19 protein-coding genes and 1 pseudogene are annotated in these 18,844 nt (G+C 68.0%); 6 read left to right on the forward strand and 14 right to left on the reverse strand.

Annotated features, from left to right (window positions below; translation table 11 throughout):
• The 10 genes from VF542_RS14425 to VF542_RS14470 all read right to left on the reverse strand — a co-directional run.
• The coding region (locus VF542_RS14425) for a substrate-binding domain-containing protein (RefSeq protein ID WP_408652400.1) at positions 1-718 on the reverse strand (718 nt) is incomplete at its 3' end.
• An 11-nt stretch (positions 719-729) separates the two neighbouring features.
• Positions 730-1,812 (reverse strand): ABC transporter permease, encoded by a 1,083-nt coding sequence (locus tag VF542_RS14430; protein WP_408652401.1) that lies wholly within the window; start codon positions 1,810-1,812, stop codon positions 730-732.
• Positions 1,809-2,579, reverse strand: a complete 771-nt coding sequence (locus VF542_RS14435) for an ATP-binding cassette domain-containing protein (RefSeq protein WP_408652402.1) — start codon at positions 2,577-2,579, stop codon at positions 1,809-1,811. The genes VF542_RS14430 and VF542_RS14435 overlap by 4 nt, the downstream gene beginning before the upstream one ends.
• 170 nt (positions 2,580-2,749) lie before the next feature.
• The gene (locus tag VF542_RS14440) at positions 2,750-4,282 is read right to left on the reverse strand and encodes a xylulokinase (protein ID WP_408652403.1); all 1,533 of its coding nucleotides are present in this window, start codon (positions 4,280-4,282) and stop codon (positions 2,750-2,752) included.
• Between the two features lie 77 nt (positions 4,283-4,359).
• Positions 4,360-5,382 carry a zinc-dependent alcohol dehydrogenase family protein gene (locus tag VF542_RS14445; protein ID WP_408652404.1) on the reverse strand — a complete coding sequence of 341 codons (1,023 nt, stop codon included), beginning with the start codon at positions 5,380-5,382 and terminating at the stop codon, positions 4,360-4,362.
• Positions 5,383-5,716: 334 nt separating this feature from the next.
• On the reverse strand, positions 5,717-6,646 hold the full coding sequence (locus VF542_RS14450; RefSeq protein ID WP_408652405.1) for a hypothetical protein: 930 nt from the start codon (positions 6,644-6,646) through the stop codon (positions 5,717-5,719).
• 13 nt (positions 6,647-6,659) lie between these two features.
• Positions 6,660-8,072, reverse strand: a complete 1,413-nt coding sequence (locus VF542_RS14455; RefSeq protein ID WP_408652406.1) for an FGGY-family carbohydrate kinase — start codon at positions 8,070-8,072, stop codon at positions 6,660-6,662.
• The gene (locus tag VF542_RS14460) at positions 8,069-9,061 is read right to left on the reverse strand and encodes a LacI family DNA-binding transcriptional regulator (RefSeq protein WP_408652407.1); all 993 of its coding nucleotides are present in this window, start codon (positions 9,059-9,061) and stop codon (positions 8,069-8,071) included. Before VF542_RS14460 ends, VF542_RS14455 begins: the two co-directional genes overlap by 4 nt.
• Before the next feature lie 219 nt (positions 9,062-9,280).
• The gene (locus tag VF542_RS14465; RefSeq protein ID WP_408652408.1) at positions 9,281-9,847 is read right to left on the reverse strand and encodes an AAA family ATPase; all 567 of its coding nucleotides are present in this window, start codon (positions 9,845-9,847) and stop codon (positions 9,281-9,283) included.
• A 46-nt stretch (positions 9,848-9,893) separates the two neighbouring features.
• Positions 9,894-11,138, reverse strand: a complete 1,245-nt coding sequence (locus VF542_RS14470; RefSeq protein WP_408652409.1) for an AGE family epimerase/isomerase — start codon at positions 11,136-11,138, stop codon at positions 9,894-9,896.
• 148 nt (positions 11,139-11,286) lie between these two features.
• Here VF542_RS14470 and VF542_RS14475 point away from each other — a divergent pair, with 148 nt between their 5' ends.
• Positions 11,287-11,952, forward strand: coding sequence for a hypothetical protein (locus VF542_RS14475; protein WP_408652410.1), 666 nt, complete (start codon positions 11,287-11,289; stop codon positions 11,950-11,952).
• A 37-nt stretch (positions 11,953-11,989) separates the two neighbouring features.
• Here the strand turns inward: VF542_RS14475 and pfkB are convergent, their stop codons facing one another.
• The 3 genes from pfkB to VF542_RS14490 all read right to left on the reverse strand — a co-directional run bounded on the left by pfkB (position 11,990) and on the right by VF542_RS14490 (position 15,143).
• Positions 11,990-12,949: a 1-phosphofructokinase gene (pfkB, locus tag VF542_RS14480; protein ID WP_408652411.1), complete on the reverse strand. Its 960-nt coding sequence runs from the start codon at positions 12,947-12,949 to the stop codon at positions 11,990-11,992.
• On the reverse strand, positions 12,946-13,740 hold the full coding sequence (locus VF542_RS14485) for a DeoR/GlpR family DNA-binding transcription regulator (protein WP_408652418.1): 795 nt from the start codon (positions 13,738-13,740) through the stop codon (positions 12,946-12,948). Before VF542_RS14485 ends, pfkB begins: the two co-directional genes overlap by 4 nt.
• Positions 13,741-13,811: 71 nt before the next feature.
• Positions 13,812-15,143 carry an FGGY-family carbohydrate kinase gene (locus VF542_RS14490; protein WP_408652412.1) on the reverse strand — a complete coding sequence of 444 codons (1,332 nt, stop codon included), beginning with the start codon at positions 15,141-15,143 and terminating at the stop codon, positions 13,812-13,814.
• A 147-nt stretch (positions 15,144-15,290) separates the two neighbouring features.
• Between VF542_RS14490 and VF542_RS14495 the strand changes: the two genes are divergently transcribed.
• From VF542_RS14495 to VF542_RS14515, 5 genes and pseudogenes are all read left to right on the forward strand, one after another.
• Positions 15,291-16,130, forward strand: a complete 840-nt coding sequence (locus VF542_RS14495; RefSeq protein WP_408652413.1) for a class II fructose-bisphosphate aldolase — start codon at positions 15,291-15,293, stop codon at positions 16,128-16,130.
• A 37-nt stretch (positions 16,131-16,167) separates the two neighbouring features.
• A pseudogene (locus tag VF542_RS14500) lies at positions 16,168-17,645 on the forward strand (family 43 glycosylhydrolase).
• A 53-nt stretch (positions 17,646-17,698) separates the two neighbouring features.
• A complete protein-coding gene (locus VF542_RS14505; protein ID WP_408652414.1) occupies positions 17,699-18,178 on the forward strand; it encodes a DUF2975 domain-containing protein in 480 nt (159 codons plus the stop codon).
• Positions 18,178-18,384 (forward strand): helix-turn-helix domain-containing protein, encoded by a 207-nt coding sequence (locus tag VF542_RS14510; protein WP_408652415.1) that lies wholly within the window; start codon positions 18,178-18,180, stop codon positions 18,382-18,384. The genes VF542_RS14505 and VF542_RS14510 overlap by 1 nt, the downstream gene beginning before the upstream one ends.
• Positions 18,385-18,408: 24 nt before the next feature.
• On the forward strand, positions 18,409-18,564 hold the full coding sequence (locus tag VF542_RS14515) for a hypothetical protein (RefSeq protein ID WP_408652416.1): 156 nt from the start codon (positions 18,409-18,411) through the stop codon (positions 18,562-18,564).
• Between the two features lie 40 nt (positions 18,565-18,604).
• Here the strand turns inward: VF542_RS14515 and VF542_RS14520 are convergent.
• Positions 18,605-18,844 (reverse strand): trypsin-like serine protease (locus VF542_RS14520; protein WP_408652417.1); only part of this gene is annotated, 240 nt, incomplete at its 5' end.

The raw sequence follows: 18,844 nt of genomic DNA on the forward strand, positions 1-18,844 counted from the left end.
ACGCGGTGGCAGGGTCATTGTGCGAGTACTGGATGCCGAGGTACTGGTACTTGGAGTCAGCCTTGACCGCGTCCTCGAATCCCTTCGCGCGCGCGTCGGTGGTGGAGATGCCCGGATCGACCGACATGATCAGCACCTTGCCGCCTTGCGGAGCCAGTTGCTTGATCGCGTCGAACGCCGCCTTACCGCCGCCGATGTTGTCCGAGGCGATCTGCGAGGTGGCGAACGACGGGTCCTTCACCGTGGTATCCACCAGCACCACGTTGATGCCTGCCTGCGCTGCCGCCTGCAAGGGTGACTGCATCGCGCTGACATCGGTGGGCGCGATCAGGATCGCGTCTGGCTTGGAGGAGACCACGGAGTCGACGATCGGCCTCTGCAGGGTGGGGTCGAACTTCTGCGGGCCCTGGGTCCTGACCGACACCCCGAGCTTGGCTGCCTCGGCTTGGATGCCGCATTGCATGGAGATGTAGAACTCGTCACCGGCGACGCCCTGGACGAAGCTCAGCTTGTAGTCCTTGCTGGCCTTGGCCGGGGCGGCCACCGAGCTTGCCGTCGCCGCCGCGGCGCCGGCCAAGGCCGAGGCGGAGGTCGAGCCGCCGGGCGCGGCGGCCGTGACCGTGACGGTAGCGGCAGGCTTGGAGTTCGTGCAGGCGGCCAGCGGCACCAACAGGCACGCCAGGCCGGTGGCGATCTTGGGGATTCTGGATGAGGTCACAGCTGCTCCTTCTACTTGGTCCGGGTTAACAGGGCGAGGATCGGGTTCTTCCGTCCGGCGCCGCGTAGTGCCGCCTTGCGACGGGACTGGTCGACGTACACGGCCGCCACCAGCACCGTGCCGACGGCGACGCCCTGCCAGAACGCCTCGACGCCGATGATGACGAAGCCGGCCTGCAACACCGCCGGGATGAACAGTCCGACGACGGTGCCGAAGATGGAGCCTTCACCGCCGAAGATGGAGGTGCCGCCGATCACCACCGCGGCGATGACATTGAGATTCGTCAAGGACTGGCCGGCGATCGTGGTGGTCCCGAACTGGGCCAGCGCCAGGCACGCGGCGAAGCCGGACAGCAGCCCGGACATGCCGTAGATCATGATCAGGTGCCGGTCGACCTTGATCCCGACCCGGCGTGCGGCCTCTTCATTCGATCCGATGGCGTAGGTGTATCGCCCGAACTTGGTCTTGTGCAGGATGATCGCGCCCAGGATCACCACGATCAGCGCGACGAACGGCAGCGACGGGATGCCCAGCACCTTGATGTAGGTGCTGAAGTCGGTCATCGCCATGGGAACCGCGCGGATGTCGATACCCGAGGTGATCACCTGTGCCAGGCCGAGCGCCACCGACAGGGCGCCCAACGTCACGATCAGCGGCGGGATCTTGGACTTGGCCACCAGGACGCCGTTCAGCGTTCCCCACGCGGTGCCCGAGATCACCGCCGTGAGAATCCCGAGAATTGCCACTGCCCACCCGTCACCGCCGACCCGCTCCATCACCTTGGCGGCAATCACCGAGGAGAACACCAGCACCGATCCGATGGACAGGTCGATGCCAGAGGTGATGATGATGAAGGTCATCCCGACGCCCAGCACCGCCCAGACGGCGACGTTCTGCGAGATCAGCGAGAAGTTGCTGGTGGAGAGGAACTTGCTGCCCGCGGCGATCGAGAAGAAGGCCACGATGACCAGCAGGACGCCGAGGATCCACACCGACTGGAGGCTGAGAACCCTTTTGACTATAGAGGGATGCTGCTCGCTCGGGTCGACGACGGCGACCTCGCCCTGCTCGGCAGGCGTGGTGATAACACTCATGACTTTGCCTTTCCCGCAAACTCCAGCGCACCGGTCATGGCGCCGACGAGTTGTTCGACGGTGGTGCCGGCCGCGGGCAGCGTGGCTACCCGGGTGCCCAGCCGCATGACCTGGATCCGGTCGGCGACCTCGAGCACATGCGGCATCGAGTGCGATATGAGCACGACGGCGATGCCCCGGTCGCGGACACGCTTGATGGTGTCCAGCACGTTCTTGGTCTGCACCACCCCGAGCGCGGCGGTGGGCTCGTCGAGGAAGACGACCTTGCCCGCCCACGCGATCGCTCGCACGATGGCGATCTGCTGGCGCTGCCCACCCGACATCGAGCCAACGGGCGCCGTCATCGACCGGACTGTGCCGCCCAGGTCGTCAAAGCCCGCCTTAGCCTTGGCCTTCATGGCCTTGTCGTCCATGAACCCCAACTTTCCGAGAATGCCCCGGCGCGGGATCTCACGGCCCAGGAACATGTTCTGGAAGGGATTCAGATGCGGTGCCAGCGCCAGGTCCTGATAGACGACCTCCATGCCCAGGTGGGTTGCCTGCTGCGGGCTGGTGATAGTGACCTGTTCACCGTCGAAGAACAACTGCCCGGCGTCGAGTTCGAGGTTCCCGGTCAACGCCTTGACCATCGTCGACTTCCCGGCCCCGTTGTCGCCGATGAGTGCCACCACCTCCCCCGGCATGATGTCGAAGTCGGCATTGTGCAAAGCGCGTACATGTCCGAAGCTTCGGGAGATTCCCCGGGCTTCGAGAATCGGTGTCGCCACGGTCTTACCACCACCTCACTACGCGGGGGGCCAACGCCCCTCGGTCTCTGCCGTCAGGATCACCTGATCGGTCACTTGCCTTCGGCCATCGGGCAACGCACCCGAGGACCCAGTCGCGAACGAGTGCCAGGTTCCGAGCACCCGACTCCGAGCCGGCTCCACCTGACAGGTCACTGCGAAGTCCCCACCGGCCGGACCAGCCTGTGATCAGCCGCGCCGCCGGGATGCCCGGAGTCGGGGTCGGCGTCAGGGTCGGTGGCGCGCAGCGCCTGGAGTTTCCGGACGAAACCTTGGTGGCGCTGCAGATAGTGCTCGGCACGGCCTGCTGCGGGTTGTTCGGTCATGCTCGTCACCGGGGTCAGCTGCTCGAGCAGCGCAGGTTCATCCAGGAGCCCGGCCGCCTTGGCACCGAGCGCGGCGGCCCCCCGCCCGGATGCCGCGGCAACATCGACCGGATGCAGCGAGCGGTCCAGGACATCGGCGAGCAACCGCTGCCAGGCAGGGTGCTTGCTGCCACCACCGGCAAGGCGGAGGTGATCGACGCCGCCTGCCGGATCGAGGACGCAGCCGACCGCATCGCGAATCGCGAACGCGACACCCTCCAGCGCGGCCCGAGCCAGTCGCTGCCGGTCGTGCCGCGGCGCCAGATTCGTCCATGCTCCCCGCAGGCCCGGGTCCATGTACGGGGTGCGTTCACCGTTGAGATGCGGCAGGAAGTACGGGTCGTCCGCCGCCGGCTCACCGGCGGCCGAATCGTAGAGCTCCTGCCAGGACATGCCGAGAACCTGCCGCACCCATGCCAGGGCCAGACCGCCGTTGAGCACGGCGGCCATCGCGTACCAGCCGTGTTCCGTCGCGGCACGGTACAGGTGGGTCACGGGCTCGGTGCTCGACAATTCGAGGGGCAGGACCGTGAGGGGCGTGACGACCTGCGCTCCGGTCCCTATCGTCAGCTGTGCTGTGCCCGGCTGCACCAGCCCCGATCCGAGGGCGGCGGCCGCGGTGTCGGCGGCGCCGGCGGCGACCGGGATGCCTGCGCGCAGCCCGAGCAGTTCGGCTGCCTGGGAAGTCAGTTCTCCAGCACGTTGGCCCCCATCAGGCAGTACACCGGGAAGGATCGCGGCGTCCAGGCCGAGGGATTCGACGACCTCGGCGTCCCAGTCGTCACCCTGGATGTCGTACAACAGCGTGGCGGAGGCGTCACTGGGCTCGGTCGCGAAGGAGCTGGTCAGTTGCGCTCGAAGCCAGTCCTTGGGCTGCAGGGCCCACCGCATATCGGTGCAGGTGGCGGGTTCGTGGGTGGCCAACCACGCGAGCATCGGGCCGGCCATTCCGGGCGTGAGGGGATTTGCCAGGCGTGCCCGCGCTTTGTCCGGCAGATTCTGGTAGGTGGCCAGCTCCCGTACGGCTCGCGAGTCGGACCACAGCATGGCGCGCCGGACGGGCCGCCCCGCGGCATCTGCCGGCACGACGCCATGCATCTGCCCCGACAGTCCGATCGCCCGCGGATCGGCGCCGGCCTCGTCGACGCACTGACGCACGGTCGACACGGTCGCCGCCAACCAGTCGGCAGGGTCGGTCTCCGCCCAGCCGGGGCGCTCATTGACAACGAGGTATTCTCCGGCGGCCTGGCCTATCACGGCTCCCTCGAGGTCGGTCAGCACTACCTTGACCGAACTGGTGCCGAGGTCGATGCCCAGCATCGCGGGCCGCGCGGCTGCCCTCGAGGTCACCGGATCACCCCGCTGACTGACGGGTATTCATCGTGGCCACGGTGTCCTCAGGCCTCGATGACTACCTTGTGCGCCGACGGGTCGGACGCCACCGCGTCCAGTGCTTTTCCGTAGTCGTCCAAGCCGAAACGGTGTGTGATGATGCCGTCGGTCTTCGCGCGCCCGTTTCGCAGAGCGGCTATCGCGGCACCGAACGAGGTCATCTCGGCGAACGACCCCTTGATGGTGATCTCACGGCGGAAGACGTCGAACGGATGGAACTTCACGACTTCGTCCGCGCGGGTCACCCCGTACACCAGCACGGTGCCACCGTTGCGAGTGAGCGGAACGCAGACCTCGCCGATGACGGTGGAGCCGGTGGCTTCCACTACGACGTCGTAACCGTCGCCTCCGGATGCTTCGCGCAGCTTGGCCAGCGTGCCGTCAGGATCGTCGCGGTCGATCCGGACCTGGTGCTCCAGGCCCAACGCCGCGGCGCGGTCCAGCTTGTACTGGGTCGGGCCGGCGACGGTCACCGACGCCGCGCCGCCGGTGGCGATCAGCTGGGCCAGCAACAAGCCGGTGGGTCCCGCGCCGAAGACCAGTGCCTTGCAACCGGGGCGGGGGGCGAGCGTCTCAAGTCCGTGCATCGCACAGGCCGCAGGTTCGGTGAAGACGGCGGTGTCACGGTCAAGCCCGTCCACGTTGAAGACGAGCAACTCCGAGACCGTCACGTACTCAGCGAAGAAGCCTGGATAGTTGCTGCCCAAGCCCTTGGCGTTGGCACACAGGATCAAGCGACCGGACAGGCAGTAGTCGCAGTAACCGCAGTAGACATTGGGGTTGACCGTGACCTGCTCACCCAGCTTGAAGCGCGTCACGCCCTCACCCAGTTCATCCACCACACCGACGAGTTCGTGGCCGGGGATCAGCGGGAAGACCGCGTTGAAATCACCATGGTGGATATGCAGATCTGTCCCGCAGACGCCGACCTGGTCAACCTTGATCCGCACTTGTCCGGGTCCGGCGGTCGGTGTCGGAATCTCTTTGATGTCGTAACTGCGCGGAGCGTCGTACACGACGGCCTTCATCGAATCTTCCTTTCGCGGCTTTCAAGGGTGGCCGAAGAAGCCGATGGACGGAGTGCGGTGTGAATGGGTGCGGCAGGAAGGTCACCCAGGGAGGAGCTTTGAGACGCGGGATCATGGATCCTGCCTCGGCGCGGGAACGGAGCCGGCCGCTGTTGGCGCGGGATTCCCTGCTGGTCCAGACGTGTGTCACAAGCACTAAATCACATCGTTGCGGCGCTGTCACCGGTGTCAGGTAACATTTTCAGCCGCATCCTGTCACCGGTGTCATGCTGCCGTGAGCCCCGTATCTGTCACCGGTGTCATACGCGCTACTTCAACCGGTATGTCACCGGTGTCATGCCGCGCTCGGACGAGCCTTCCGCCACGGCACGGCCCGCTCGGCGGCTACGCCCACCAGCGCATCGAGGCGAGGCCGTGCGACGGTCTCGAGAAAGTGCTGGCGTGCCTCGCCGGTGAGCGGTAGGACTTCCCGCCATACTGAGCGGCCGGCGATGAAGCCGGAGGCGCCACCCTCGTCGAAGGCAACCTTCAGTACCTCGCTGAACTCCTCGAACGGCACGCCGGCCGACAGCACGGCCCAGGGCCGGTCCAGGACCGATGCAAGGCGCCGGCACCCTTCCGGCGAACCCGGATACTCCAGCTTGAGCAGATCGATGTCGAGCTCGTTCAGCGCCCGCGCAGACTCGATGATCGCGTTCTCGCGAGCCTTGCCGCGCAGCTCTTCGCCGGGCAACGGGTACACCAGGTTCTCGATCACCGACGGAACACCTTCGGCGCGGCAGTCGGCGATGACGTCGCGGCAGACCTCGAGCACCTCGGCCACCAGGTCCGGGGCGCCGGCGGCAGGGGCGGGTCGATCGGCCCGGAGCTGCACGAAGAACTTCACCGCGTCGCCACCCTGGTCGAGAACCCATCGAGCGTTCAGGGCCGGATCGCGGTGGCCCCGCGGCTCGCCTTCGAACGTGGCACGCTCGGAGGGCTCTGCCGCGACCAGCAAGCCGCAGTTCGGTGCGAGCGCACCGGCCTCCATGACCGCCGGGACGCCGTAGGTGGGGTCGAAGAGAATGCCACTGGCACCGGGGGTGAGCACGCGGGCAACATCGGCCTTCGCGGTGCGCAGGTCCTGGTCACTGGCGTCGAGGCCGGCGGCCGTGAACATCCGGCGCAGCGTGTTTCGCTGGTCCATCGCGATGATGGAGAACACGCCGTTGTCCGCGGCGATGTCATCGAGTGTCTTGATGGGCTTGGTGGTTGGTGCTGTCATCTCACGTACTTCCTTAACGGTGAACTGTGATGGGGTCGGTGTCGCGGCAGGCCTGGACGACGAAGTCGGCGAGCGCGGTTGAGCCGTCCGAGACGGCGTACATGGCCAGCAGGGCAGCGCCTGTGACGCCCGGCTGGGTAACGGGTGAGAAGCTCAGATGGTCGATCGCCGAGGCCTTCGCGGCCCGGACGCTGCTCATCCGCGTCCAGCCGCCGGATGCCACCCCTCGCCGATGAGGACCGACCACTCGTTCGATGTTGGCCAGTAGCGTCCTGATCTCCGCGGCGGTGTACCGGGTGGCGGCGGCCCAGATCGTCGCGGGAGTGGCATCGTCGCCGAGCCGTATGACGACGTCATTGCCGGTCGGACCCGCGCCGGAAACCTCCAATCCGGGCGGCAGGGCATCGACTGCGAGACTGGCCCGGTCAAGGGCCGCACGGCCCTCGGGCGAGTCGGCTCCGAGCGACGTCAGGACGCGCCGTAAGAGCAGGCCGCCCCGTACGCCGGCGAGGATCAGCGTCGTGTCGGGCAGGATGTGGCTGCCGGCTGACCATCCGGAGCCGACCACGGCCCGGCGCTGCCGGTCGTCCAGGCGCCCAGGAATCGAGCGGGCCACCACGTCGGCGGTGCCGCTGGAATTGAACAGCTCGTCAGGTCCGACAGCGCCGCCACCGAGCGCCGCGACGGGATGATCGTGGCCGGCCACGGTCAGTACGGCCCGGGCGCTGCCGGTGGGTGCCAGGTCGGCGGAGAGCCGGCCGGCGCAGTGTCCGGCGGCGAGTTCGGGCGGCAGCAGCCCGGCGGGCAGCCCCGCGGCGGTGAACCCGTCCAGCCATCCGTCGCTGGTGTTCTGATCGATCAAGCCGGTCCGGGACGCCAGCGACGGCTCGCGGACCTGGTCGCCACCGAGCTCGTGGACGATCCACTCGGGAACGCTGAGCCATCGCGCGCCCGGCCCGATGAGCCAGCCGTTGTCCTGTAACCACATCAGCTTCGCGATGCTGGCCTGGCAGTCCCACGGCAGCCCGGTCTTGGCAGCGAACAACCCGGCGAATCCAGGGTCAGCCGCGCTCAGCCGGTCGACCTGCTGGTGACCACGGGGGTCGAACCATGCCAGGACGGGAGCCGCCGGGCGTCCGGCGGCGTCCAGCAGCACGCCACTCTCGGCGAGGCCCGCGACCGCGATGCCACGAGCACGAACCGGTCCGAGGGCTGACTCCGCGGTGGAGATCGCCCGGGAGATCAGCTGCCTCGCAAGGTTCAGCAGGATCTCGGCGCTCGTTTCGGTGCGCCCGTCGGGGTACTTGTGCCACGGGGTCGGTGCCTCGACGATTCCGATGTCTCGGTGATCGCCGGTGCGCACGAGCGCCTTGGAGGTCGTGGTACCCAGGTCGAGGCCGATGAAGACCTCGGAAAACGATGTCATGGGCGTTGCTCTCCGGAACCCCGTTCGATCAGCCGTACTGGTATCTGGAGGTGCTCGACCCTAAGTTCTGGATCAGCGATCCGGGCGATGAGTCGAGCCGCCGCGGCGCGACCGACCTCGTGTGCGGAGTGGTCGATCACGGTGATGGCGGGTCGCAGCGTGTCGGCCATCGCGAAGTCGCCGAATCCGACGAGCGCGATGTCGGCACGGCCGTGCGCGTGCAGGGTGGGCACGACGCCCAGCGAGCAACGGGTACCGGCGCTGAAGATCGCGGTGGGAGGGTCATCGCGGTCGAGCAACGCTGCTGTTGCCGCCCCGGCGGCTGGTGCGGCGGCGCAGTCCGAGCGGATCAGCTCCTCACTCACCCGCAGGCCAGAACTGGTCAGGGCGTCGCGGTAGCCGGCCAGGCGTGCCGCGGATGTCGTGATCTCCGGGGTGTCCCCGACGTAGGCGATCCGGCGGTGGCCGTGCGCTATCAGATGGTTGACCGCTTCGACAGCGGCCCGGTGGTCATCGATCCCGACCAGGTCGGCCTCCAGGCCGTAGGCGGCCCGGTCGACGAACACGACGGGAGCGGAGGTGTTCGCGAGCCAGCTGTGGTCGTCACCGGTCGGCGAGATCAGCAGGCCACCGACCCGCCGCTGCAGCATCCGGTCGACGATGCGGCGCTCCGCGGCGCTGTCGCGATGCGTGCTGGCGACCAGGACCGACTTGCCGTCGACAGCGACGGCCGCCTCGACCGCTTCGGTCAGGGCCGAGAAGAACGGGTCGGCGATGGACTCGACGATGAGGCCGATCGTGGCGTCGGTGCCGGCACGCAGTGAACGCGCCATCTCATCCGGTTGGAACCGGAGTTCGCGCATCGCCTGCTGCACGCGCAGCCTGGTGGCGGCTGCCACTCGGTGATCGTCGTTGAGCACCCGGGACGCGGTGCGCAGGCTCACGCCGGCCGCGTCGGCGACATCCCGCAGGATGGTCCTGCCGTTCACCGGCTCACCAGGGCGCCTTCTACAGCTCGCACCGGCCGATGCGGTGCGGTGGCCGGCACGCGGCTCTCGAGCCGCCCGGTGCACTGCGGTGCGGGATTTGCCATGGGACATTGGCCTTTCGGCAATCGATCGATCGCGAGCTCGGGCTTTGCCATCGATGGCAAAGCAGGTCACGAATTCACTATGACATGGCTGTGCCATCGATGGCAAACCAGCGCGCTAGACCTGGAGTCGGGCCGCCACCAGCTCGACCAAGTCGCCGGCCGGAGCCGCGGCATCCAGCCGAAGGTGCGGCCCTGCCGGCGGATCAAGGTCCAGTCGGGCGAGCAGGCTCGCCTCGTTACGAAGCTTGTCGACGTCGCGACGTGCCGCCCGCGCTCGCATCCGCGCGAGGATCTCCCCCGGCTGGAGTTGCAACCAGACCAGAGTCGGAACTCCGCCGGCTGTGTCGAGTCGGCGTTGCAGGTCGTGCCACGCGGCGAGATCGCGTCGCTCGGCCGTGAACGGGGCCACGAGCACAACCGCGACGCCACAGCGCAGGTTGTCCTCGGCCAGCTGCAGGATCGTCTCGTACCGCGCGTCGCGGGTGAGTGCGGCAAGCCGCGGGTCGTCGAGGTCGTGGACGTCGAGAAGTGAGCCGATCACATCGACGAGTGCGCCGGTGGCCACGTCCTGGTCGATCAGCGCGCCGGTCAGCCTCCGGGCCAGCGCGGCCGCCAGGGTGCTCTTGCCGGTTGCCGGAGGCCCGGTCACCAGAATCACGGGAGGCCGGTGCGGTGCGCTCACGGTAGGAACCTTCACCGCCGGCCGAACGGGGCGCCCACGTCCTGTCTCAGCCATGCCTGCGGGCCAGCGCGGTCGCGAACGTGGGTGCCAGCGGCAGCACCGGGACGATCGTGGCCTGCAAGGCGTGATACACATCGGGTTTTCCGCTCCAGACCGTGCCAGCCGGCCGGTTCTGAGGGTCGAGTTCGTGTCGCCACGACCCGCCGATCGGGTCGATGAAGAGCGCGGCCGCGTGGTCCCACCAGAGGCGGTACCAGTGCTCGTACTGCGGGTCGCCGGTGACCGACCCGAGGGCCGCCGCCGCGCCGAGGGCCTCGGTGAGCACCCAGTGCAACCGGTCCCGCACCACGGGGGTTCCGTCCCAGTCGACCGTATAGACGAATCCCTCGGCCCCGTCGACCGACCAGCCAAGTCGCACCCCTGCTCCGAACAGCGACTCGGCGTCGGCCAGCAACCACTCGGGGGCGTCCGCTCCCAGTGCGGCGCGCAGGTGCAGCGCCAGCCGCGCCCACTCCATCAGATGTCCGATGGTCACCCCGTACGGACGGAACTGGTGGGCGCGATCGGAGCTGTTGTACTCCGGCACTGCCTGCCATGCGGAATCGAAGTGTTCCGGCAGGCTCCAGTCGTTCGCGCGCGCGAAACCGTGCACCACGCGCTCCACGATGCGCAGCGCCCGCTCCCGCCACACCGGCAGGCCGGTGACGTCCGCCGCGGCGAGACAGGCTTCGACGGCGTGCATATTGGCGTTAACCCCGCGATAGGGGTCGAGCGTTCGGAATTCCTGGTCCCACTCGTCCGCGAGCAGCCCGTCCTCCTCGGACCAGAAACGGCTCTCGACTATGGCCAAGGCGTCGCTGAGCAACTGCTCGGCGCCGTCGCGGCCGGCAGCCGCCGCGCTGGAGGCGGCGAGGACGACGAAGGAATGCTCATAGGCCCGCTTCTCCCCTGCCGTAGGGCCATCAGGCCCCACGGCGGTGAACCATCCGCCGTGCTCGGCGTCGCGCAGGCGACCTGACAGCGCCGCTACCCCGTGGTCGGCAAGCCGGCCCATGCCCGGCACGCCCAGCAGGTGGCCGAGCGAGAACACGTGAGTCATCCGGCTGGTGATATAGGTCTGAACAGGGTGATCGAGCAACGCGACACCATTGTCATCCAGCCAGGCGAAACCCCCATCGGGGTGCACCGACGCGACGGCGAAGTTCAGCAGCCGGCCACATTCCTCAGCCAGCCACTCACGATGCGACGGCAACGTCGCCCAATTCGGTCCCGCGATCGGCGTGTTCTGCATAGCAACCAATATGCCCTCTCACCGTGGGTCGCTGACACACGCCGGCACGAGGACCGGCACTGCTGGGCGGGTAGGCTGGAGGCGCCGGTCATTGCTCACCCAGGTCATTGCTCACCCAGGTCATTGCTCACCCAGGCGGGACGACGTCATGACGATCCCGGGCCAAGGCTCCGAGGACACCCAAGAACTCCGGGTGCGCTTGAGCCGTTACAACGACGGCGGATTGATCCGCAAGGCAGCCATGCGGCTCGCCGGGGAGGCACTCGCTCCCGAGGATCTGGAGTTGCTGCGCCGCCGGGACATCGGAGTGCAGGGACGCGTGTGCGAAGACGTTCTACGCGCGGTCTCGGAATCCGAGCCGATCTGGGCCCTGCTCGCCGAGAAGGGACTTCCCGAAGACCTGACCGTCGACGAGCTTGACGCCATCTCCGATGCCCTGCGCGGCAGTCCCAGAAGCCCCGAAACCAGGAGCAACCCGGTCAGCGCATCGATGTTGTTCACCGATCCGCGCAACGTGTCCACCCTTCGCCAGATCATCCCGGGTGACCTCGAGCCGTACGAGGTCACCGGTTACCGCTATGCCTTCCTGACAGCGCCGGACTTCGGCAGCCCGGAGCCGTTCGTGGTCGCGCTGCGGAGCCACCAACCCGGACGGAACTCCGTGACCGCGACGATGCTGGTGGCAGCCACCTTCCTGCGACATGAGCAGGAGTTCGGTGTGCTGTCCGAGGATGCCGCGGAACGCCTGGAAGTACTTGTCCGGCTGGATCTCCAGGAGATCATTCGTACCCATCAGCTCCTGCTCGAGGCCTGACACGCCTCAGGACGACGGCGTCAGCAGGAGATCCTGCTCAGGTGGTCGCTGCCGTGCCGTCGTGATGGAGCCGGTAGGCAAGCACGGGCTCACTGCTGATGCGCACGAGTGACCTGTGTTGTCCGGTGATGACTGGTACGTGGCTTCCTTCCATCCCCACCGCGGCGGTACCCCATGCGACTGCCTCGTGCAGCGCCGCCTCACCGTCCCCGCCGCCCGCGAGAAAACCGGCCAGCAGCGCGTCGCCGGCACCGATGGTGCTGCGCGGGTTCGCCGCGTGCCCCGAAGCATGCAGTAACTGGCCCGCGCCGATCAGCAACGCACCGTCGGGACCCAGGCTCACCACCGCCGACCGGGCACCCCGTTCGATCAGCTCCTGGGCGGCGGCAACGGCGTCGCCGAGCGTTCCGATCGAACGGCCGACCGCTTCTTCCAGCTCTTCGACGTTCGGTTTGATGACATCGGGTCCTGCGTTCAGGCCTGCGCGCAACGGTAATCCGCTGGCGTCGAGGGCGAAGCGCCCGCCTGCCTCGTGAACCAGCCTGCATACTCCTGCGTAGTAGTCGCTGCTGACCCCGCGGGGCAGGCTTCCCGAGGCCACCACCCAGTCGCCTTCGCCGACCCGGTCCAGCAGGGCGTCGGTGAGACTCCGCAGCTCGCCGGCGCTCAGCTCCGGTCCCGGTGCGTTGATCTTCGTCGCACGGCCACCGGGCTCGGTGAGGGAGATGTTCACTCGAACCGCGTCGGAGATCGGGATCGCGTGGAAGTCGACTCCTTCGGCGCGCAGCAGCGATTCGAGCTGAGTTCCCGCGGAGCCGCCGACCGGCAGGATCGCCAGTGAGGCGATGCCGTTCGTGGTCAGGGCACGGCTGACGTTCACCCCTTTGCCGCTGGGCTCTTCATGCTCCGCGGTGGCGCGGTGGACGCTGCCCGGAGTCAGTGACGATATCTCCAGGGTGCGGTCGATGCTCGGGTTGGGGGTCAGGGTGATGATCACGTTTGCTCCACGGTGAGCCCGATCGCCCGGAGGGCTGCGAGTTGGTCGGGAGGTAATCCCGTGTCTGTGATGAGGAGATCGATGTCGGCGATGTCGGCGTGCTTGCAGACGCTCAGATGCCCGACCTTGCTGTGATCAGCCAGCAGCACCTTCCGTTGTGCCGATCGCAGCATGAGCCGTTTGATCGCTGCCTCCTCAGGATCGGGCGTGGTCAGGCCACGCTGTGCGGAGATGCCGTTCGTACCGAGGAACGCGACGTCGACGTTGATGTCGCCCAGCATCCGGGCTGCCCAGCTGCCGACTGTTGCCAGCGTCTGGCTGCGCAGCCGGCCGCCGATCGGGAACACCGTCAGGTGTGGCCGCGTCAGCAAGGTCAGAGCGATGGGCAGCGCATTGGTGAAGACGGTGAGCTCACGATCGTCGGGCAGGAGTGCGGCCAGCCGGGCCGTCGTGGACCCGGCATCGACCAGGATCGAGCCGGATGAGGGCAGCTGTGCCAATGCTGCGGTGGCGATGCGTTCCTTCTCTTCGGCGTATTCGACCCGGGCGGTCACGGCCGGTTCGTAGCTCAGGTCACCGATCGGCACCGCTCCCCCATGCACCCGGCGTAGCAGTCCCTGCCGCTCGAGCTGGATGATGTCCTTGCGGACGGTCTCGCTCGTCACGCTCAGCTGGCGGGCGATGTCGGCCGCATCGACCCGGCCGGACGCCCGGAGTGTCCGTAGAATTGCATGCTGGCGTTGCGGCGAGTACGGGCTACGGCCGCTATCGGAATTGGCCCGTCCTGACACCTTGTTCGCGTTCCGGGCCACGGCCGTTCGCCCTCCTGACAACCTGTTCGCCGGCATCGATGTCTGTGAACTCAGGCCTTCGCGAGTGTCTGCGCGTGGTCGGCGTCGCGGTACATGCCCGCCGCCACGCCGGCGAGCATCGCCGCTCCGCGCGCTCCGGCCTCGCCCACGTCCGGATGGGTCAACCGTCCGAACGCTCGCCTCTTGATCTCGAGCAGGGCCGAGCTGCGTGCCCAGCCGCCGGTCACGATGAAGTTGTTGTGGTCACCGCTGACGGCGGTCATGGTCGCGTGGATGTCGCCGGCCCGCCGAGTGACCTCCTCAAGAGCCGCGCGCCATACCTGCGCGGGCCCCGTTCCCTCGGTGATGCCGCTGATGCCGACGGGGTCCTCACCGGTGATCCGCACCCCTGCCGGATCCGTCGCGAGGGCCTGCGGGTCAAGATCCGCCAGGTCCGAAGCGGTCTTGCCGAGGGTGGCCAGAATCCGCTGGAGCACCAAGCCACCCTGGGTGGCGCCGAGCAGGCACCAGCGATCGGGCAGCGCGTGCCATCCGACGGTGACTCCGGCGCCGGTCAGCGCCAGGACGGCTTCGGAGTCCAGTCCTGGCAACACCGTCCGGATGAGTGCCTCTGCCGTGCCGCAGGAATCCAGCACGTCGCCGGCACCTGCGGCGTGCGCACCGATCGCGGCGGCCTGATGATCGTGCCCGGCGACAGTCAGGACAGCGCCGGTCAAGGCGTCCAAGCCCGCCGCGGACGTGACCCGGCCCACCGCGGTACCGGCCGTGACCAGTGGCGGCAGCAGTGAACTCCTCATCCGGGACCATTCGAGCGCGTCAACCCACCAGTCGCGTGCCTCCAGGTCCAGCCAGCCGGTCCGGGAAGCCAGCGATCCCTCGCTGACCTCCTCACCACCGAACATGCGAACCACCCATTCGGCGATGCCTAGGCGCCGCACGGCGTCCTCGCTCGGAGCGTGATGCTCGGTGAGCCAGCGGTGCTTGGTCAGACTCCACTGGGACCGCAACGGCAGACCGGTCCGGCGCGCGAAACCCTCAGTACCGAAGGTCTCCCTGAGCTGACGGACCTCCTTCTCGTCCCGGGTGTCATGCCAGGCGACGACAGGGGCGATCGGGTCGCCGTTGCGGTTGAGCAGGACACCGCACTCCCCCATGCTGGCAACGCCCACACCGACGACCGGACCACGGGGCGCCTTGCGCAGCGCCTCGGCCACAGCGAGGCCGGCCGACTCGAGCACCGCAGGCGCATCGGTCTCCACGCCGGCCGCGGACACGTGCCACGGGGTCGCGGCGCGGCCGTGCGCCACCTCGGTGCCCCTGCCGTCGATGACCACAGCCTTGCTCGAGGTGGTGCCCACATCGAGACCGACCAGATAGTCCATGCCACCCCCTCATCACCAGGCCACGCAACGCGTTGCCTTAGTTGCGGGTCATTGGATATCGTTGCGTTTCGATGGGGTTTCCGTCAAGGTCGTTGTCGGCACGGCAGCACCCCCGTGTGCGGGTCAGACCACTGAGAGGCAACCGATATGCCGCTAGCACCCACTCGTCAGATCGTGGAAGCCGCTCGGGAAGCCGGTCGAGGCGTCGCCGCGTTCAATGTCATCACCCTCGAACATGCCGAGGCCATCGTCGCCGGCGCGGAGGCGGCCGGCACGCCGGTGATCCTGCAGATCAGCGAGAACGCCGTCGCCTACCACCACGGCAACGTCTTCCCGATCGCGCTGGCATCCGCCGCGATCGCCGATGGTGCCGGGGTGGAGGTGTCACTGCACCTGGATCACGTCGAAGACCAGCAACTGCTGCACCGCGCCGCGGATGCGGGGTTCAGCTCGGTGATGTATGACGCTTCGAAGCTGGACTTCGCCGACAACGTCGCCGCCACCCGGGACGCGGCACGCTGGGGCCGGACCAACGGGCTGTACGTAGAAGCCGAACTCGGGGCGGTGGGCGGCAAGGGCGGCGCGCACACCCCGGGGGTGCGGACCGATCCCGACGAGGCAGCGCGGTTCGTCGCCGACACCGAGGTCGACGCACTCGCCGTCGCGGTCGGCAGCTCGCACGCGATGACGGAGCGCACGGCATCCCTCGACTTCGACCTCATCGCCAGGATCCGAGAGACGGTCGGAGTTCCGTTGGTGCTGCACGGTTCCTCCGGGGTGGCCGACACCGACCTGCAGGCAGCGGTGCGCAGCGGCATCGTCAAGGTCAACATCGGAACGATCCTGAACGTGGCATTCACCAACGCCGTTCGGCAGGCTCTCACCGATCCCTCGCTGGTCGATCCGCGCAAGTACCTCACCCAGGCCCGGGTCGACGTCGCCGCCGTCGCCGAGCGGCTGGCCGCGACGGTGTCCAGCCCCATCTGATTCGGCGAAAGCCCTTGTGGCGAGGGATGATCAGCGCGTGCAGCTGCCCGTTCGCCCGGTCATCGCCGGCTTCCACCCTGACCCGAGCCTCTGTCGGGTGGGCGAGGACTACTACCTGGTCTGCTCCAGTTTCGAGTACGCACCCGGCGTGCCGCTCTACCACTCGACGGACCTGCGGAGCTGGCAGCAGCTCGGCCACGTGCTCGACCGCCCGTCGCAGCTCTCAGTCGTCGGCGCCGCTTCCTCAGGTGGCGTCTACGCCCCGACGCTGCGCTACCACGACGGCCGCTGCTACCTGATCACGACGAACACCTCCGATCGATCGGGGCAGTTCCTGGTGACGGCCGAGAACCCGGCCGGCCCGTGGTCGGATCCCGTCTGGGTTCCCAATGCCCTGGGCATCGACCCCGATCTCGCCTGGGACGACGACGGCACCTGCTACCTCACCTGGTCCGCGCTCAGCACGGCCGGGCACGACGGCATCGTCCAGGCGGTGCTGGATCCGGTCACCGGCGCGCTGCTCAGCGAATGTCACCCGCTCTGGCGGGGAACCGGCGGCAAGTTCCCGGAGGCACCGCACCTGTACCACATCGGGAAGTACTGGTACCTGATGATCGCCGAGGGCGGCACCGAGCGCGGGCATGCCGTCACGATCGCCCGCGGCCCCTCACCGGCCGGGCCGTTCGAGCCGTCGCCGCGCAACCCGCTCGTCACGGCGCGCGGTACCGATTCCCCTGTCCAGAACACCGGTCACGCCGACCTCGTGGAGCGTCCCGACGGCCGGTGGGCGATGGTCTACCTCGGCATCCGGCCCCGGGGGTACACACCGCAATGGCACGTGCTCGGGCGCGAGACCTTCGCCTCGGAGATGGCCTGGAGCGACGACGGATGGCCGGCGCTGGCCGAGCCCATCGAGCCGGCCGCCTCGGACACCTTCTTCGAGCAGCTCGCCGGACCCGGGCTGCCGCCGTCCTGGGTGGCGCCCGGCGGGTTTCCCGAAGACGTCCTGCAGCCGCTCGACGGCGGCGGCTGGCGGCTGAGCGCCGGGAGCGGCGCGCCCACGTTCGCCGGTCGCCGCCAGGAGCACCTCGCCATCCGTGCCCAGGCCTCGATAGCCGCCGGCCACGGTGCCGGCGGGCTGGAACTGCGGATCGACCCACGGCACGCGGTCAGCCTTGAGGTGGCGGACGGCCGGGTCCGGGCCGTCGCGGGATCGGTGCGGTGCGCGCCACGCTCGGCGAGCTCACTGCCGGTCCGGACGTCGTCCTGGAGCTGCGGACCGAGCCTTGCGAGCAGCAGTCGCTCACCGGCGTCGAGGTGGGGCCGGACGAACTCGTCGCGGGCATCGTGCGGGCCGACGGCTTCGAGGAGATCGGGCGCATCGACGGGCGCTACCTCTCGACCGAGGTCGCCGGCGGCTTCACCGGCCGCCTGGTCGGGGTGTACTGCTCCCGCGGGCACCTCGACGTCCGGTCGTTCAGCTACACCGGCGCCGACGACCTCGACCCTGACTGATTACAGTGCCGCTGTCAATTGACTATCGATAGATGATACGCGATAGTCGATGCATGATCACTGAGCAACGAGCGGTCGCCCCGCTCCGGGTCTTCCTGGTGGTGCTGTTCGGGATCCTGGTGATGTTCGAGAGCTTCTCGCTGCCCGGGCAGTTCGCGTACATGGCCAAGGAGTCCCCGGAGGATGCCTACCTGAGATGGCCGCTGACCGCCGTGACGGTGTTCTGGGTGCTGTGCATCCAGGTGGTGATCGTGGCGACCTGGAAGCTGCTCACCCTGGTGAAGAACGACCGCATCTTCAGTGAAGCCGCTCTGGGCTGGGTGGATGCGATCGTGTGGGCGATCACCGCCGCATGGGTGGTGCTGGTGGGGGTGTTCCTCTATTTCGGTTTCCGGGCGGATGACCCCGGACTGCCGCTGCTGCTGTTCCTGATGGTGGTAGGCGTGGCTGTGCTGGGGTTGCTGATGGTGGTGATGCGCGCACTGCTGCGGCAGGCCACCACACTGCGGACCGAGATGGAAGCGGTCATCTGATGCCCATCGTGGTGCGCATCGACGTCGAGCTCGCCAGACGCAAGATGAGCGTCGGCGAGTTCTCCGAGCGGGTCGGCCTGACGCCGGCGAACGTGGCGGTGCTGAAGAACGGTCGTGCCAAGGCGGTTCGGTTCAGCACCCTGGAGGCAATGTGCCGGGTGCTCGACTGCCAGCCCGGTGACCTGCTCGAGTGGGTCGAGGAGTGAAACCACCACGTTGGAAGGGGATTCATGAAATACGTTCTCGCCATTCTCGCCATCGCGATCGGCATCGCCGGCCTGGTCGCCGGAGAGGCCGATGACTCACCGGGCCTGCAGCTCGTGGGCGCCGTGCTCGTCATCGGCGGGATCGCGTTCGGGGTGCGGCTCGCCCGACGCGGCAGCTAGTGCCTACGGCCGGGCGGGCCGTCACCACGATATCGACCAGTTAGGGGGCAACGAGATGGACGTGCATGTCGTTCAACGCTGAGGACAGGGAGACGTAGTACCAGACGTAGTAGCACGTCTGGCCGTTCGGCGCATCGGGCCCGCGGGTATATATATCGGCAGCTTCCACCAAGCCGACGCCACGATTTCCGGCGTAGACAGGCCCACCACTGTCGCCGTGGCAGGCAGTGCGGTTGCCCTGCTCGGCGACTTCGGCCATATTCGTGACCGAGTGGTCCGG

It is taken from the genome of Jatrophihabitans sp. (assembly GCF_036389215.1).
Classification (GTDB): Bacteria; Actinomycetota; Actinomycetes; order Mycobacteriales; family Jatrophihabitantaceae; genus Jatrophihabitans_A.

Coding starts and splice junctions, on each gene's coding strand:
- VF542_RS14490 (WP_408652412.1), bottom strand. CDS start 15,143: ATGGACTATCTGGTCGGTCTCGATGTGGGCACCACCTCGAGCAAGGCT.
- VF542_RS14445 (WP_408652404.1), bottom strand. CDS start 5,382: ATGAAGGCCGTCGTGTACGACGCTCCGCGCAGTTACGACATCAAAGAG.
- VF542_RS14515 (WP_408652416.1), top strand. CDS start 18,409: ATGAAATACGTTCTCGCCATTCTCGCCATCGCGATCGGCATCGCCGGC.
- VF542_RS14510 (WP_408652415.1), top strand. CDS start 18,178: ATGCCCATCGTGGTGCGCATCGACGTCGAGCTCGCCAGACGCAAGATG.
- VF542_RS14505 (WP_408652414.1), top strand. CDS start 17,699: ATGATCACTGAGCAACGAGCGGTCGCCCCGCTCCGGGTCTTCCTGGTG.
- VF542_RS14495 (WP_408652413.1), top strand. CDS start 15,291: ATGCCGCTAGCACCCACTCGTCAGATCGTGGAAGCCGCTCGGGAAGCC.
- VF542_RS14455 (WP_408652406.1), bottom strand. CDS start 8,072: ATGACATCGTTTTCCGAGGTCTTCATCGGCCTCGACCTGGGTACCACG.
- VF542_RS14475 (WP_408652410.1), top strand. CDS start 11,287: ATGACGATCCCGGGCCAAGGCTCCGAGGACACCCAAGAACTCCGGGTG.
- VF542_RS14450 (WP_408652405.1), bottom strand. CDS start 6,646: ATGACAGCACCAACCACCAAGCCCATCAAGACACTCGATGACATCGCC.
- VF542_RS14440 (WP_408652403.1), bottom strand. CDS start 4,282: ATGCTGGGCATCGACCTCGGCACCAGTTCGGTCAAGGTAGTGCTGACC.
- VF542_RS14430 (WP_408652401.1), bottom strand. CDS start 1,812: ATGAGTGTTATCACCACGCCTGCCGAGCAGGGCGAGGTCGCCGTCGTC.
- VF542_RS14470 (WP_408652409.1), bottom strand. CDS start 11,138: ATGCAGAACACGCCGATCGCGGGACCGAATTGGGCGACGTTGCCGTCG.